At 74.5% G+C, this 15,345-nt stretch carries 16 protein-coding genes; 6 read left to right on the forward strand and 10 right to left on the reverse strand.

What is annotated here, in order from left to right:
* Positions 1-46: 46 nt before the first annotated feature.
* Positions 47-637 (forward strand): isochorismatase family protein, encoded by a 591-nt coding sequence (locus OG715_RS16995; RefSeq protein WP_266269636.1) that lies wholly within the window; start codon positions 47-49, stop codon positions 635-637.
* Between the two features lie 73 nt (positions 638-710).
* Here OG715_RS16995 and OG715_RS17000 read toward each other — a convergent pair whose 3' ends face one another.
* Complete coding sequence (locus tag OG715_RS17000; protein ID WP_266269637.1) at positions 711-1,748, reverse strand: hypothetical protein; 1,038 nt, start codon at positions 1,746-1,748, stop codon at positions 711-713.
* Positions 1,749-2,004: 256 nt separating this feature from the next.
* On the opposite strand from OG715_RS17000, the gene OG715_RS17005 reads away from it, so the two are divergent.
* Together OG715_RS17005 and OG715_RS17010 are read left to right on the forward strand one after the other, a co-directional pair.
* Positions 2,005-2,853, forward strand: a complete 849-nt coding sequence (locus OG715_RS17005) for a hypothetical protein (RefSeq protein ID WP_266269638.1) — start codon at positions 2,005-2,007, stop codon at positions 2,851-2,853.
* Between the two features lie 540 nt (positions 2,854-3,393).
* Positions 3,394-3,858: an RNA polymerase sigma factor gene (locus OG715_RS17010; protein WP_266269639.1), complete on the forward strand. Its 465-nt coding sequence runs from the start codon at positions 3,394-3,396 to the stop codon at positions 3,856-3,858.
* Between the two features lie 76 nt (positions 3,859-3,934).
* Here the strand turns inward: OG715_RS17010 and OG715_RS17015 are convergent, their stop codons facing one another.
* Positions 3,935-4,513: a DinB family protein gene (locus tag OG715_RS17015; protein ID WP_266269640.1), complete on the reverse strand. Its 579-nt coding sequence runs from the start codon at positions 4,511-4,513 to the stop codon at positions 3,935-3,937.
* Positions 4,514-4,592: 79 nt separating this feature from the next.
* On the reverse strand, positions 4,593-4,976 hold the full coding sequence (locus OG715_RS17020) for a winged helix-turn-helix transcriptional regulator (RefSeq protein WP_266269641.1): 384 nt from the start codon (positions 4,974-4,976) through the stop codon (positions 4,593-4,595).
* 127 nt (positions 4,977-5,103) lie between these two features.
* Here OG715_RS17020 and OG715_RS17025 point away from each other — a divergent pair, with 127 nt between their 5' ends.
* Positions 5,104-5,763 (forward strand): NAD(P)-dependent oxidoreductase, encoded by a 660-nt coding sequence (locus tag OG715_RS17025; protein ID WP_266269642.1) that lies wholly within the window; start codon positions 5,104-5,106, stop codon positions 5,761-5,763.
* Positions 5,764-5,766: 3 nt separating this feature from the next.
* On the opposite strand, the gene mycP is transcribed toward OG715_RS17025, so the two are convergent.
* The 4 genes from mycP to OG715_RS17045 form a co-directional block, all read right to left on the reverse strand.
* Positions 5,767-7,002, reverse strand: coding sequence for a type VII secretion-associated serine protease mycosin (mycP, locus tag OG715_RS17030; RefSeq protein ID WP_266269643.1), 1,236 nt, complete (start codon positions 7,000-7,002; stop codon positions 5,767-5,769).
* A 91-nt stretch (positions 7,003-7,093) separates the two neighbouring features.
* A complete protein-coding gene (locus OG715_RS17035; protein WP_266269644.1) occupies positions 7,094-8,617 on the reverse strand; it encodes a WXG100-like domain-containing protein in 1,524 nt (507 codons plus the stop codon).
* The gene (locus tag OG715_RS17040; protein WP_266269645.1) at positions 8,614-9,078 is read right to left on the reverse strand and encodes a hypothetical protein; all 465 of its coding nucleotides are present in this window, start codon (positions 9,076-9,078) and stop codon (positions 8,614-8,616) included. The genes OG715_RS17035 and OG715_RS17040 overlap by 4 nt, the downstream gene beginning before the upstream one ends.
* Positions 9,079-9,172: 94 nt before the next feature.
* Positions 9,173-9,919 (reverse strand): endonuclease V, encoded by a 747-nt coding sequence (locus OG715_RS17045; RefSeq protein ID WP_266269647.1) that lies wholly within the window; start codon positions 9,917-9,919, stop codon positions 9,173-9,175.
* 275 nt (positions 9,920-10,194) lie between these two features.
* Between OG715_RS17045 and OG715_RS17050 the strand changes: the two genes are divergently transcribed.
* The gene (locus OG715_RS17050) at positions 10,195-10,422 is read left to right on the forward strand and encodes a hypothetical protein (protein ID WP_266269648.1); all 228 of its coding nucleotides are present in this window, start codon (positions 10,195-10,197) and stop codon (positions 10,420-10,422) included.
* A gap of 9 nt (positions 10,423-10,431) precedes the next feature.
* Here OG715_RS17050 and OG715_RS17055 read toward each other — a convergent pair whose 3' ends face one another.
* A complete protein-coding gene (locus tag OG715_RS17055) occupies positions 10,432-11,145 on the reverse strand; it encodes an RDD family protein (RefSeq protein ID WP_266269649.1) in 714 nt (237 codons plus the stop codon).
* Positions 11,146-11,315: 170 nt separating this feature from the next.
* Positions 11,316-12,800 carry an RDD family protein gene (locus OG715_RS17060; protein WP_266269650.1) on the reverse strand — a complete coding sequence of 495 codons (1,485 nt, stop codon included), beginning with the start codon at positions 12,798-12,800 and terminating at the stop codon, positions 11,316-11,318.
* A gap of 486 nt (positions 12,801-13,286) precedes the next feature.
* Between OG715_RS17060 and OG715_RS17065 the strand changes: the two genes are divergently transcribed.
* On the forward strand, positions 13,287-13,703 hold the full coding sequence (locus OG715_RS17065) for an SsgA family sporulation/cell division regulator (RefSeq protein WP_266269651.1): 417 nt from the start codon (positions 13,287-13,289) through the stop codon (positions 13,701-13,703).
* Between the two features lie 137 nt (positions 13,704-13,840).
* On the opposite strand, the gene OG715_RS17070 is transcribed toward OG715_RS17065, so the two are convergent.
* Positions 13,841-15,241: a glycosyltransferase 87 family protein gene (locus tag OG715_RS17070; protein WP_266269652.1), complete on the reverse strand. Its 1,401-nt coding sequence runs from the start codon at positions 15,239-15,241 to the stop codon at positions 13,841-13,843.
* Positions 15,242-15,345: the final 104 nt, after the last annotated feature.

A 15,345-nucleotide genomic window follows, 5' to 3' on the forward strand; every position in this document is an offset into this window, starting at 1 on the left:
TCCCCACGTCCTCCGCAGGACCCCACCGGACCGAGGAATACCAGCCATGCACCGGGCACTGATCGTCGTCGACGTGCAGAACGACTTCTGCGAGGGCGGCAGCCTGGCCGTCGCGGGCGGGGCCGAGGTGGCCGCCGCGATCACCGACCTCATCGCCGAGTCCGCCCCCGGCTACCGGCACATCCTCGCCACCCGGGACAACCACATCGACCCGGGCGACCACTTCTCCGAGGACCCCGACTTCGTGCACAGCTGGCCGGTGCACTGCGTCGCGGGGACCGAAGGGGTCGGCTTCCACCCGAACTTCGCGCCCTCCGTCACCTCCGGCGCGATCGAGGCGGTCTTCGACAAGGGCGCCTACGCCGCGGCCTACAGCGGCTTCGAGGGCGTGGACGAGAACAACCGGGGGCCCGCCGAGTGGCTGCGCGAGCGGCAGGTCACCGAGGTGGACGTGGTCGGCATCGCCACCGACCACTGCGTCAAGGCCACCGCGCTGGACGCGGTGCGGGCCGGGTTCAGCACCCGGGTGCTGCTCGACCTCACCGCCGGGGTGGCCGCGCCGACCACCGCCGCCGCGCTGGACGAACTGCGGGCGGCCGGGGTGGAGCTGGTCGGCACCCCCATGGTCGGGGGCTGAGCCGGTCCCCGTCCCGGCGGTCCGGACCTTCCGGCGGCGACATCGGCGGCATCCGCTCCGGGTTCCGGGGCGCTCACCGCTCGGTGACCAGCAGTTCCACCACATCGGTGCCGCCCAGCCGGAAGGCCTCCCGCAGTTCGGTGCCCACCGCGTCCGCGTCCTCGGCCAGCCGCGCGCCGGAGACGTACACCACCCGGACCCCGAGGTACTCCATCCGGTGCTGCCCGCCGCGCACCCAGGCCGCCTCGCCCTCGCTGACGCAGCGCAGCTCCGAGTCGACCTCGACCGCGACGCCCGCCTGCGGCCAGTAGAGGTCCGGCACGGCGACGTAGGTGCCGCCGCGCATCCGCAGCTCCGGGGAGGTCAGCGGCACCGGCAGCAGCCACTCGTCCACCAGCTCGCCGACCCGCTCCAGCACCCGGTCCCGTTCGGCGGCCAGCAGGCCGTCCAGCACGGCCCGCACCCGGGGGTCGGCGGTCAGCCCGGACTCGGCCAGCTCGGCGGCCAACTCCCCCACCGGGCAGTGCAGCTCGGGCCGGCGGACGGCCTCGCAGAGCACCTCCCTTACCGGCGCGGGAGCGAACACCCCGGCGCCGGCGCCGGCCGTCCACTCGGCGGAGGTCCACTCGCGCAGCGCGTCGGCCACCGCCCTGGCGACCGGCGCGCAGGCCAGGCCGTGCACCGAGCGCGCCACCAACTCCCGCTCGGTGCGCCGGATCCGCACCTCCCCGGCGTCCTTCAGCCGGCGCTGGCGCGGCACCAGCACGTCCACCCCGGTGACCGCCGGCAGCCGGGGCACCGCGGCGAAGCCGTACAGCGCGAGCGCCGCCGGGCCGGTGATCACCGCCCCCTCCCGGCTGCCCTCCTCCCGGCCGTTCTGCGCCGCGTACAGCAGCGCGGCCCACATCCGCTGCTCCGGCGAGGGCTCGCCGGACTGCATCAGATAGACCCGGGGGAGCATCCGCCGCCAGGGCCCGCCGCGGCGGCAGTGCTCGCTGACGACCCGGGACGGCACGCCCCTGGCGCGCAGCTGACCGGCGGTGAGGACGTTCTGCTGACGGCGCGCCAGCTCCTCCAGGGAGGGCGGCGGCGCGGGAATCCGGTAGTTCATGCCGACACCATCCCCAACGCTCAGGGGCCTTTCCCGGCCGCCTGACGCACTGTTACCCAACCGTCGCGAAACCGGGACCAGCCCGCACTAAAGTCCTCATACCCTCACCCATTCGGAGGAATGGGTGATCATCGTCTTGTCATACTCGATCACTCTCGATCGACCACCAGGCCGTCTGACCGTCCGTGACCAAGCACATACGGCAAAGTCACCTCCGGGCGTCACTCCAGCCCGCCGGATTGCCTACCCTTAGTACATGTCACGTGACGAGACCGCCGGCCTCCGCGCGGCCCAGCTCCGCCTCGGACGCCTGCCCGGATACGTCCGCCGGCCGGACCCGGCCCGCCGCGGCGGCGCACAGGGCCATACTTACAAGAAGGGCTGGGAGGTCCGCTTCACCGCGCGCAGCGAAGCGGAGATAGCCGAGATCCGCGACCTCGTGGTCGCCGCCGGATTCGCGCCCGCCCGCCCCTTCTTCAAGGGCCATCAACTGATCCAGCCCGTCTACGGAATGGCGGCCGTCCAGGCCTACCTGGCGGCTAGACAGGCAGCCGAGGAGCAAGCGGCGCGCACCGCCCCCGGGCGGGTCCGAGGGGCCTCCGACGCGGCCCGCCTGCGCACGGCCGCCAGGGCCGCGCACGAGGCCGCCGAGGACACCGCGCACGAGCTGCGCGAGCTCCGGGAGGACCCTGGCCGCGAAGCCGCGGAGCATCCCGCCCCGGGGCCCGCCGCCCGGGACGGCGCGGCTCCGGACCGTACCGCTCCGGACTGCACGGCTCCGGACCGTACGGCCACCGACCGAGGTGCGCCGGACCGTCCGGACCGCGACGCACCGGCCGCGGACCTGCCGGACGGCAGCGCGGCGGGACGCGGGACCTCGGACCACGGCACGGCCGGCATCCGCCCCGAGGACCTCCGGGGCCGGGAGCACGAACGGGAACGGCTGGCCGTGGCCGAGGAAGTGGCCCGCACCGCTGGGGCCGCGGCTGCGGCGGCCGCGCGACGCGCCCGCCGCCGGGCCACGGAAGCCTTCCCCGCCCAACTCGCCCGGGGCACCGCCCCGGACGACCTGACCGCTCCGACCAAGACCCGCAACACAACCTGACAGTTCGTCAACTCTCTGCTCGTACACGGCGATACGCCGACGAAGGGCCGGGCACGCGGGACGCGTGCGACGGGGCCGGCCCACCGCCCCACCCCCTCCCGAACCGCGCCGCCAGGCCGCTGCCCGCGTCATCGCCGCAGCCCGGCCCGGCCCACCCAGCGCGCGAGCGGTAGTGCGACCGGTGGTGCGGGCGCGGCTTCGCGCCGCAGGCGTGGACGGGAACCGCCGAACCGCTTACGGTGGCACATCACACCCCCCGCGGTGGCGCACCGACCGATCCGCCACCACGGCCGTGCCACCCCGCTGACCGGCCGCGAAGCACCGCACCCCAGCCTCTGACACCACTGCGCAGCACTCCACGCCCCTCCGCCACCGCCGCACCGCACGCCGGACCCCGTCCGGCCACCGCCGGAACCGGCCGCACGGCGACTCCTTCCGGGCATTCCATCCGATTGGTAACCCAGCGCACCGAGCGCCTACCGTAGAGTGAGCACAGATGATCGACCGTCAGATGCCCATCTCACTTGCCGAGAAGCCGAGATGACCCAACGCCACGACAGCACCGCCGAGCCACCCCCGGGGCCCGGCGAACCACCCGCCGTACCGCTGGAGTTCGCGGCATTCTGCGAACTGCACCGGCCGCGGTACCTCAGCTACGCCCGGGTCTGGCTGCCCGACCCGGACCGGGCGACCGGCGCCGTCCAACAGGCCTTCGCCGAAATCGCGGTCCAGTGGCGCGAATTACTGGGGAGCTCGAATCCCACCGCGCACGCCTGGCAGATCCTGCGCGCCACCGTCGACGAGCACACCCGGCAGAGCGGCCTGCCCTCCGGCCGCCCCACCGCCCAGGACCGTCCCGGCCACGCCGCCGACGACGACCTCGCGATCCTGCACTACGTCGTCGGTCTCGCCGCGCCCGAGATCGCCGACGTCATCGGCACCGACACCGCCAGCGTGGCCGGGCGGCTCCGCCGCACCATGCTGCGTGAGGCCTCCGGCTGGTGAGCCGCCGCCCGGGCCCGACCCGGCCCGCAGCGGCCCGTCCGGGCCCGCACGCCGGCCCGCACACCGGCTCCCGCGCTCAGACCCGCTCGCCCGTCACGTCGTACAGGTGGTGGACCGGGTCGTGGATCAGGTAGCGGGCGAACGACTCGACCGTGAACCGCGCCCCGTCGGAGCGGTTGCCGGTCCGCGCCCACCGCGCGCCCGCCACCCCCTCGAACGCCGCCGCCAGCGCCTCCGCGGCCTCCGCCAGTTCCACCGCCACCACGGCCGGCCGCTGCTCGCCGTAGCGCTCGGCGACCGCCGTCGCGTCCTGGTCCCAGTTCGCGAACAGCGGGTCGTCCTGGTCCAGCGTCAGGTCCAGCCGGACGCGGAACAGCCGGAAGACATCGCGGACGTGGCACGCGTATTCGAGGTCCGACCAGATCTCCGGACGCGGACGACGGCGCAGCGTCTCCAGGTCGCCGCCCAGCACCGCCGTCCAGCCGGCCGCGTTCGCCCGGACCATCCCGGCCACGTCCTCCCGCACCACGGCGCCGGCGTCCAGCCCGCAGTCGGCGCAGGGCTGCTCCAGCACCCAGGTCCAGTCCTTGGCGTCGGGGACGATCGGGTCCGAGGTGAGGACGGGCTCGGGCGAGGTGCGCTCGGAATTGGTCATGCGCCCAGCATGACCGCGCCCCGACCGCTCCCACCAGCGGCGTCAGCGCCAGCGGCCACCGAAATCCTGCCAGCCTGCCCTACCGCTCCGCGAGCTCGGAGGCCTCCCGGGCGGCGAGCAGCTCCGCCAGATTCGCCCGGCTCCAGTCGCACAGCGCGTCCATCGGTCCCAGCAGCGTCCGCCCGAGCGGCGTCAGCGCGTACTCGACCCGCGGCGGGTTCTCCGCGAACTCCGTCCGCTCCAGCACGCCGTCCTGCTCCATCGACCGCAGCGACTCGGTCAGCACCTTCGCCGTGATCCCGAGCAGCGGCACCCGCAGCTCCGAGAACCGGCGCGGGCCGCCCTCCAGACAGCGCAGGATCCGCCAGGCCCACTTCTTCCCGCCCAGCACCGGGACCGTCGGAACGGGGCAGTCCGGGTCGAAGAGGTCCGGTGGCAGCGGCGCGGGCACGGTCCGAGTCATCCCCCGACCGTAACCGAACAGAGGTCCCCGCCGGTACCGTTGAAGTAACCGGCACCCCCCGGTCTACCGTCACCGCGACGGCGGACGGCCCCCTCGGCCCCGCCCCGACCCACCGACGGAGACCGCCATGAACCGCACCCCCGCCACCACCACCGACCTCGTCGTCTTCGGCGCCGGCGGCCAGGTCGGCCGCGCCGTCGTCGCAGAGGCGCGACGCCGCGGACTGACCGTCACCGCCGCCGTCCGCGCCCCCGAACGGCACCCCGACCTGGCCGGCCCCGGAATCACCCTGGTCCCCTGCGACATCACCGACCCCGCCGCCGTCGCCACCGCCGCCCGGGGCCACGCCGCCGCCGTCAGCACCGTCTACACGCCCGACGTCCCCGCCGGCGACTTCTACCCCGCCGCCACCCGCGCCCTGATCGCCGGCCTCGCCACCGCGGGCGTCCGGCGCCTCGTCCACGTCGGCATCGCCACCACCCTGGAGACCGCCCCCGGCGTCGCCGTCCACGACGACCCCGCCTTCCCGGAGGCCCACCGCGCCTTCTCCCTCGGCCACGCCGCCGCCCTCGACCTGCTCCGCGACTCCCCCGCCACCCTCGACTGGGTCGTCGTCACCCCGCCCCTCGACCTCGACCGCACCGCCCCCGGCACCGGCCACTACCGCGTGGGCGGCCCCCAGGTCCTCGGCGAACGGATCGCCCAGGCCGACCTCGCCACCGCCGTCACCGACCAACTCACCGGCCCGGCCGCCCGCCACCGCGAGCAGATCGCCGTCGCCGAGTAGCGCTCACCCCTGCCGCGGCGGCGGATACCCCTGGTACGCCGCCGCGGCCGCCCGCTCCCGCCGACGCCGCCCGCGCACCACCAGCACCGCCACCACACCCCCCACCGCCACGACACCGGCGACCCCCGCGGCCCCGACCGCCACCCACCGCACCCCGCGGTTCCCCCCGTCCGCCACCGGCGCCGCGGCCTCCGGCGACTCCCACGCCTCCTCGGTCGGCGGCGGCACCGTGCCCTGCGACTCCGCCCGGCCCAGCAGCGGATTCTCCCGCGGGCCGCTGTCCACCGCCGGATTCGCCTCCAACGCCTTCGCCGGCGCCAACACCCCGTAGCCGTAGCGGTTGCTGGGGACGGCCGAACCGTCCCCGGGTGCCGAGGCGGACTTGATCATCCGGTTGATGACCTGCCCGGCGGAGAGCTGGGGGTACTTCGCGCGGATCAGTGCGGCGGTGGCGGAGACGTAGGCGGTGGCATCGGAGGTCCCGTTGGCGATGCCCTGCCCGCTCGTCGACTTGGCACTCGCCCGGGGGATGTCGGCACCGGGCGCCACCAGAGTGGTCTCGGGGCCGACATTGGACTTGCTCCAGAGCTGGCCGTTCCGGTCGACGGCCCCGACCGCGACAACTCCGGGGAATGCCGCCGGGTAACCGACGGAGCTCGTCTCATTCCCCGTTCCTGCCACCATGACCACGTCCTTGGCGACCGCATACTTGACCGCTGCGCGTTCCTCGGAATCGGTGCCGACGGGTCCACCGATCGACATGTTGACGACATTCGCACCATGGTCGACGGCATAGCGGATGGCCTTGGCAATCTCCGACCGTCCCGAAGGCGGATTCTCTCCGAGGGTGATCCGGATCGGAAGGATCTTGGCCTTGGGAGCCAGGCCCATGATGCCTGCCCCCGCCCCATGGCCGTGGCCTGCGATGAGGCTCGCCATGCCGGTGCCGTGGCCGTCGGTGTCCACCGAGCCATCGGTGCTCTCGCCGGTGAAGTCCGCTCCGGCCAGTACCTGCCCCGTCAGATCCTGGTGGTCCTTCAGCACGCCGGTGTCGACGACGGCCACTGTGACACCGTCCCCCTGGGAGACAGGCCAGATCGCGGACTCGGCCCGGTAGGCGGCCAGCGGCCACTGCGCGTCGCGCACACTATCGGCGCGCGACGCCGGTACAGCGGTGGTCGCCAACAGTCCGCCCGCCAGCAACACGACCGCTCCGCGACTCAGCTGCCAGCCTTTCAAGCCCTGCCACTCCACTCAGCGCAGAGGCTGCCCAGCGGCCCGAGCAGCCACGGGACAACCGACCGATTCACCCGAACCCTAGGGCCGGCCGTCATTCCACCACGTTCGGATTGACGGGTTCGTCCGACGCCCAGGTTTCCTCGTCCTCGACCAGATAGTCGGGACGCTTCCGCCCCTCGTCGTCCTGCCTCCGCCGCCCGGCAGCCCCCAACGGGACCATGGGTGACTGCGTCATCGGGCCCGCCGCGCCGGTCTCCGGCCGCGTCCGTGCGCGTGCGCCCACCCCCGAACCACCCTCAGTGAAAGCCTGCTTGCCACCGACGCTCCGACCCGACCGGTCACCGACACCGGCTACCGGGCCGCCCCCGTGGCCGGCACCGACACCGGCCGGTCCCCGTCCTCTGGTGGAACCACCGGGGACGGAGCCGCCCCCGGTGACCAACGGCATGCCCTCGGCCCCAAAAAGGGCGCCACTGCGGCCGAAGGCGGTCCGCCCTGGCTCGCCTCCCCGACTCGCCCGTGCGGCCGGACCGCCCGACCGCTCCGCCCCGGCACCGGCGCCCTGCTTCCCCGTCGGAGTGAAAGGCTGCGGCACACCCGTGGGATGTGGACCACCCAGCCCACCGCCATGAGGCGACAGGGTCGACTGCGGGGCGGGGCTGCTCGGCAGTTGATTCCCGCTGTTGCCTGGAGTACCAAGGATCGATGTGCCGCTCGGCCCGGGCGATGACTGCCCACCAGACGCCGGTGAAGGCGTCGGAGCAGGCACCGTGCCGTCCACGACGGCCCCTGCGCCGTACCGCCCGGATGCGGCCTTGCCCGGTGGCACAGCGACTCCACCCTTGACACCAGGGTCCGTGGGGGCGGGCGGCGTCTTGGTCAGCGAGGGGCCACTCTCACTCGGGGTCGATCGCCCTCCCCCTGAGAATCGCGGATCAGCCACCCCCGATCCTCCCGCACGGGTCACAGGCCCCGTCCCCGTGCCGGCGCCGGCACTTCCGAGGAGTCCACCCACCGCGGCGTAGCCGCTCGCACCCGAATCGTCCGGTGAGATCTCTGTGAAGTCGTCGATCGGATTCGTGGATCCCGGCTTCGGCGGCTGCCCCGGCGGTGGAGGTGGCTTCAGCATCGGGGCGGCGGTGCGGTAGTGCATGGCGAGGGTCTGGAGGACGGTGGCGGCTTCGGCCTTCTTCTGGTTGGCGATGTCCGTGCGGGCGTCCTCGTCGTCGGCGCCGAAGAGGGAGGAGAAGGTGTCGCCGACGCCGTCCTTGAACTGGGCCCAGCCGCTGGGCTCCTCGGGCATGTTGCGTTTGGCCTCGGCGATGGCCTCGGAGACCGCCTTGAGGGTGATGGCCGCGTCGTTGGCGTAGGAGGCGGCGGTGTTGATGGTGGTGGCGAGGTGGAGCATGCGGGTGTGGAAGGCGTCGCTGGTGCTGCCTTCCCAGGTGGTGGCGGCCTCGGTGCTGGCGCGGGTGAGGGTCGTGCGGATGGCCTTGAGGGTGTCGGCGGCGCGGCGCCAGGGGTCGGCGGCGGCCATCACCTCGCCGGGGTTGAGGGCCTGGACCATGGCGCGGAGTTCGGCGTGGCTGAACTGCCGGAAGTCGGTGTACTTCATCGGACGCCCTTCCCGTCGTCGTGCCGGGCCGGGGCGGTGGTCCGGGTGTAGGCGGCTGCGCTGGTGGCGGAGGGGTTGGCGACGGACCAGCCGTCGTCGCCGAGTTTCAGTTTGGTTTTGGTGCGGTGTTCCTGTTCCTCGTAGTTGGTCGCGGTGAGTTCGGCCTTCTTCTGGGCCTCGTCGACGGCTTCCTGGAGCTGGTCGAGGACGTCGCGCAGGCCGTCGCGCATGGTCTGGTAGCGGCTGTGCAGGTCGGTGGCCTCGGCGAAGGTGCCTAGGGCCTTGGGGCCGATGCCGCTGCGACCGTGGGTTGCGGTGCCGTCCGCGTGGTGCTGGAACTCGGCCAGGAGCAGCCGTACCTGGGCGGCGAAGGCGCGCAGTTGTTCGACCTCGACGCGGTAGCCGCGGCCGGACCCGCCGGTCGATCCTGTTCCGTTCCCCGTCCCGCTTCCCGTTGCCACTGCGGCGCCTCCCCCGTGCGTCCGGCCGGTGTGTCGTTCACGGTTCTGGTGATCCGGTCATGTCTAACACACGATCCGGGCCCCTGGCGTGCCGTCAGTTCACGTCCGGTACAGCGCCGGTGGCGGCGGTGAGGGCAGTGAGGGCAGTGAGGGCTCGGCGGCAGAGCGAGTCGGCGTGCCGGGTGGTTTCGGGGAGGCGGTAGTGGGGGGCGAGGGCGAGGGTGGTCTCGACGGCTTCGGCGAGGCCGATGCGGTGCCCGACCGAGACGAAGACGGGTTTGACCCCGGCCCGGGTGCGAACGGCGCTGCCGACCTCTTCTCCGCTGGCCGGGTCGGTGAGCGGGGTCCGATCACCGCGCTCGGGGCCGGGCGGCAGGTGGTCGAAGGTGAACGGGGTCTTGGCGACGCCGAGGGTGCGCAGGCCGGTGAGGACACCGAGGTGGCTGGCGAGGCCGAGGCGGCGGGGGTGGGCGAGGCCGTAGCCGTCGCAGACGACGGTGCCGGGGCGGTGGTCGAGGGCGTCGAGGGCGTCGAGCACGGCGGGGATCTCGCGGAAGGCGAGCAGGCCGGGGATGTAGGGGAAGGCGATGTGCCCGGTGGCGGTGGCCTCTTCGACGACGGCGAGGGTGGCGCGGTCGAGCACCACGGCAGCCGCGACGACGAGGTCCCGTTCGTCGTCGTAGGCGACGTCGACGCCGGCGATCAGTCGGTCGTCGCCGGCCGGGGAGGAAAGGGCCGCACCGGCGCCGATCGTCCCGGTCGGGTCGACGAGCGGGCGCAGGCGTTCCTGTTCGGCGAGCGCCTCGGCCTCGGTGGTGGGCCAGTCGGCGGGGATGGGCACGGCGGTTCCCCCTGGTGCGTGGTGCGGTGGTGCGGTCGGGCCCACGGTACCGAGCGGGGCGGACGGGCTCGGGGGCGGTTCCGTGAGCCCGTGCGCCCCCCGTGCCCCGGGCGCGCCGGGCTAGCCTGGACGGGAATGCCGCGGACGACCGCCGGAACGCGCCGAACGCCCTTCCCCCGCACGGTTTCCCCACCGCGGCCCGGGCGGCACCCGGGCGGCCGGCGTCCGCCCCGGCGACGGCCCGCCGTTCCCCCCGACGCGCGAAGGACTCCGCCATGTCGCACCGCCCGACCACCGCGCAGTTCGCTCTCGGTGTCTTCACCGTGGTCGCCGCCACGGTCGCCCTGCTGGCAGCCACCGGTGTCTCGGGTGTGCTGGGGGTCGCCGCGGTGGTGCTGTTCGCGCTCGCGCTGGGCACTCTGGTGACGGTGCTCGCAGCGCCCGCCCCGCACGCGGCCGACCGGCGCGCGGACCACCGCACGCCGGTCGGCGGGCACGAATAGGAGACCGGTTCAGGTCGTGGAGACCACCACGGTCTTCGCGGCCTTGTCGTGGATGCACTGCCGGTACGGCTTGTCGAACACGCCGAACAGGCCGTCGATCAGCCACCAGAGGACGGCGCAGCAGATCACGGCGGGCAGGATGAAGACCGCCGACCTGGTCCAGGCGGCCGACTGGGTCGGGGTGTTGCCGTCGACCAGCATGGCGACCCGGACCTTCATGGCCTTCTTGCCGAGGGTCTGGCCGTCCCGGCCGAGCATCACTCCCTCGTAGACGAGCCAGAGCCCGCAGGCGAGCCAGAACGAGCCGGCCGAACCGGAGCGGTCGGTGAGGCTGGCGAAGGGCAGGACCAGGATCACGGCGACGGCCTGGACCAGCAGGTAGTCGATCAGCCGGGCGAGGATGCGGTTGGGCCAGGTGCCGAGCGGGGGCATCCCGGGGACGGGGCCGCCGCCGGGCGTGCCGTATCCGGCGGGGCCCTGGCCGGGCGGCGGCTGGTCGTAGGGCGACTGGCCGTAGGGGCCCTGGCCGCCGGGGGCTCCACCGTAGGTGCCGCCGTACGCGCCGGGGCCGCCGGCTCCGGGGCCACCGGGGGGTGGCGGGGTGCCGTCCGGGTCCGACGGCGCACCTTCCGGCGTGCCGCCGCCCTGCTGCGGGGGCTGCTTGCCGAAGGAGGGCTTGCCGCCCCCCTCCGGCTCGGGGCCTGAGGGGTCGTAGGTACTCATTCCCCGAGTAGAACATCACGCATTCTATGGATTTGGGATATTCAGTCCGTTTTGTCGACCGAGGCCACCGGAGCGGGGGACGGGCGGCCTGCGGGACGGGACGGCGGGGCGGGACACGGGCGGGACGGCGGCAGGGACGGGGGCGGAACAGGCCCGGTACGGGGCGGGGCTCAGAGCCGGACGACCCGGGTGCGGGCCGCCCGGTCGTTCCAGCCGCGCCGGGCCGGGCGGTCGAACAGTGGCCAGAGCAGGCCGACCACCAGCAGCGCCGACACCTGCCCGACCAGCCAGCGGACCAGGGAACGGCCGAGCCCGGGACGGTCCGGGGCGGCGGCCGAGCCCGCCCGGGCCGTGGCGACCACCCGGATCCGGGCGAGCCGCTTGCCGAAGGTCTGGCCGGTGCGGGCGGTCGGCAGGGCCTCGTAGAGCAGGCCGACGAAGAGCAGGATGCCGAGCAGGACGGCGACCTTGCCGAGCACCGTGCCGTCCACCAGCCAGACGTCCGTCTGACGGTGGGTGAGGCTGCTGGCCATCCGGGCCTGGTCGAGCTTGCGCTGGAGGTGGGACTCGACGGAGCGGCCGAGCGGGACTCCGGCGGCGACGGCGACCACGGCCAGGACGGCGGTGTCGACCAGCCTGGCGAGGAGCCGGCGGCCGAGGCCGGCGGGGCGGAGCACCGGCGCCGCCGAGGTGCGGCGGCGGGGGGCGGGGGACGACGCCCGGGCAGGCACCGTGGCAGCAACGCCGCCGGCAGCGCCAGCCTGGCGGCGGGCGGGAACGGCGGCGGCCGGGGGCGGCTCGACCGCCTCCACCGCGTCAGCCACCGCCACCTCCACCGGCGCCACCTCCGGCTCCGGCCGCGCCGGGAGCTCCACGACGGCGGACGCCGCCGGGGCGGAGACCCTCGGCCCCGGGACGGAACGCGGCTCGTCCGGGTCGGGGGCGCCGGGCGACGCCGACGCGGCGAGCGGTACGGCGAGCGGTACGGAGGGCGACGCGACGAGCGGCACAGCGGGCGGCACGGACAGCTCGACCGCGGCGGGCGCCTCGGCGGACACCGCGCCGGACGGCTCCTCCGCCCCGGGGAGCACCCCCCAGGAGACCCACCGCGGCGCGCTCCCCGTCTCCATCAGACCGCGCTGCGCCCGGGGGTCCGCCTGCCAGCCGGCCGGCTCCGGTGCCACTCGGGCCGGTGCCTCCAGCACGGGGTCGGGCGCCGGTCCGGCGGTCCCGTCGACCACCACCGGCTCCCCGCCGCGGCGGAACACCGGGCCGTTGTCCGGGGCCGTGAAGGTGAACGACGCCCCGCCCGCCGTCCGGTCCAGGTACACCGGCCCGGTGTCCCCGCCGGACGCCGGTTCCGGCACCGGCACGGACACGGGCACCGGCGTCGACACGGGCACCGGCTCGGCGACCACCGGCGGCGGCACGTACCGGGCCCCCGCGCCGGCGCCCGGCGCCGCGGGGCGGCGGGTCGCGTACCGGGGCGGCTGCAACACCTCTCCCTCGGCCGGAGCGGCCCTGCTGGTGCCGGGCACCCAGGCCGAGCCGCCCCAGTAGCGGACGAAACCGGGAACGGACGGGTCGGGGTAGTAGCCCGGCGCGGGGCCGGCCGCCGTCTCCGTGCTGCCGCCGGCGTGGGGCCGGTCCGTCATGGGGGTCTCTTTCCTGGCAGGGCCGATGCGGCTCGCCCGGCGAGCGGGGTGTGCGCGACGGTGGCACGGGCGACCCGGATGGCTCCGCCGTCGGCGCGCGCGAGGGGGGTACCGCCGAAAAGGCGGACAGTCGCCGGGCAGTCACAAAGCGTAGTGCCTCGGCGGGGGCGCGGTGCGAAGTTGCCCATTCGGGGGACAGCCCGGGGCCGCCCACGGTAAGGAATACGGCGCACATGCCCTACCGTGCGCCCGCCCTTCACCCTTCACCACTCCGGGTACCCCCGGCCACGGACCTGCCACGGAGTCCCCCAGGAGTCCCACACCGGTCCACCCCGGCGCCCACCCCGGCATCCACCCACGCACCCGTCGGCGCGTCCCGGACCGAAGAAATTCCGGAAACCCGTGTAAGAGCGCTCCCGGGCCGCGCTCTCCCAGGTGCAAGGGCCCGACAGCGGGCACGAACCGCAGGCAGAGAGGAACCCGATCATGGAGCGCCCGACGAGCGTGGTCGAGCACGAGCTGGAGCTCAACCTGGTGCTCTCCCCCGAGCACAGCGTCCCCGTCCCCGCCCGGCTGTCCTACGGCAGCCACGACCCGTACGCCGTGCACATCACGTTCCACCTGGACACCGGCTCGCCGGTCACCTGGGTGTTCGCCCGCGAGCTGCTGGTGGAGGGCACCTTCCGGCCCTGCGGCCAGGGCGATGTGCGGATCTGGCCCACACGCTCGGGGCGGCGCAGCGTGCTCTGCATGGCGCTGAGCTCCCCGGCCGGGGACGCGCTGCTGGAGGCGCCGCTGCCGGTGGTGGCCGCCTGGCTGGAGCGGGCGCACCGGCTGGTGCCGCCGGGCAGCGAGCTGGCCGCGCTGGACATGGACGGCTCGCTGGCCGAGCTTCTCGCGTGAGGCGTCGCGTCCCGGTCCGCCGAGCGGACCGGCCGGACCGACGGGACCGGCCTGACCGACGGGACCGGCGGGACCCCACCGACGCCCGCCCGGCCCTCACCGGCAGCCGTCCGCCCCTCCCCGGCGACCGGGCCGAGTCAGCGGGCCGCGGGGGCCTGCTGACGCTCGCGCGCGGACTCCGACGAACCGGCGTCGCGCTGACCGGGCAGCGCGGTCTGCGCCGCCCCGGCCGCCGGGCGCCGGGCCCGGACGCGTAGCGCGGCGGCCAGCAGGAAGCAGATCCCGACGAGCGGGTAGACCGAGGTCGGGATCTGGTGGAGCGGCGAGAGCTCCAGCACCAGCGCGCCCTTCGGCTTGGCGAGCCACATCGCGAACGACAGGAAGGCGATCAGCGTGGCCCCGAAGGCGAGCCGCCAGCGCAGCTTGCGGACGGCGGCCGGGCGGGCCCGTTCGACCGCCGCCTCGGAGGCAAGCAGCACCAGCAGGGGCACGCACCAGACCCAGTGGTGGGTCCAGCTGATCGGCGAGATCAGGACGGCCGTCACGGCGGCGCAGCAGACGCCCCACGCCTCGGAGCGCGCCAGCCACCGCGAGCTGCGGGCGGCCCAGGCGGCGACGCCGAGGCCGGCCGCCGCGACGGCGACGGCCGCCAGGGTGCCGGTGAGGCCCGGTGCCGGGGTGTGCAGCAGCCGGGCGACGGCGCCGCTGAGCGCCTGGTTGTCGACGATCTCGGTCTTGCCGACCCGCGAGGAGTCGTAGAGGTACTTGGTCCAGAAGCCCCAGGTGGCGTCGGGCAGGACGAGCGCGCCGAGCAGGAAGGTGCCGAGGAAGGTGGCGCCGGCCACGAACGCGGCCCGGACCCGGCCGGTGAGCAGCAGGTAGACCGCGAACAGGCCGGGGGTGAGCTTGATGCCGGCGGCGATGCCGATCGCGACGCCCTTGCTGCGCTTGCCGTCGGGCCGGGTGAGGTCCCAGAGGATGAGGCAGGCCAGGGCGAGGTTGATCTGGCCGTAGCGCAGCGTGGTGTAGACGGGCTCCAGCCAGACACCGGCGCCGGTGACCAGGATCACGCCGATCGCGCGGAGGTCCCGGCGCGGCCAGCCGACCAGCTTGAACGACAGGTGGGCGAACAGCGCGAGCAGTCCGAGGTTGCAGAGCGTGATCGCGACCCGCAGGAACGGCACCGGGAACCAGGTCGTCGGCACGAACAGCATCGCGGCGAACGGCGGGTAGGTGGCGGGCAGGTTCCACTGGGTGACGCGCAGGCCGTAGAGGTCCCCGCCGTTGACGACGGCGGCGCCCTCGGCCCGGTAGACGATCATGTCGACCATCGAGGTGTGGGCGAAGTGCCGCACCACCGCGTAACCGAGCAGGGAGACCAGCGCGAGCAGGGAGACGGTCGTCAGCGGGCGGCGCGGGGCCTCGCGCAGGGCCCGGACGGGCGCTCCGAGGGCCGTGCGCAGCCGGTCCGACAGGGGGGCGGGCGTCAGGTCGGGTGGGGTGTCCACCGCGCCGCGCTCGTCTTGCACCGCTGTCACTTCTCGCTCCGTCCGCCGATCGGCCAACCAGCGACGATACCGGATGCCCGGCGGACGGGCCGATCCATCGCCGTAACAGAGAGTGACAACAGGGGAATTGGAGC

Source organism: Kitasatospora purpeofusca (assembly GCF_036010405.1).
Lineage (GTDB): Bacteria > Actinomycetota > Actinomycetes > Streptomycetales > Streptomycetaceae > Kitasatospora > Kitasatospora purpeofusca.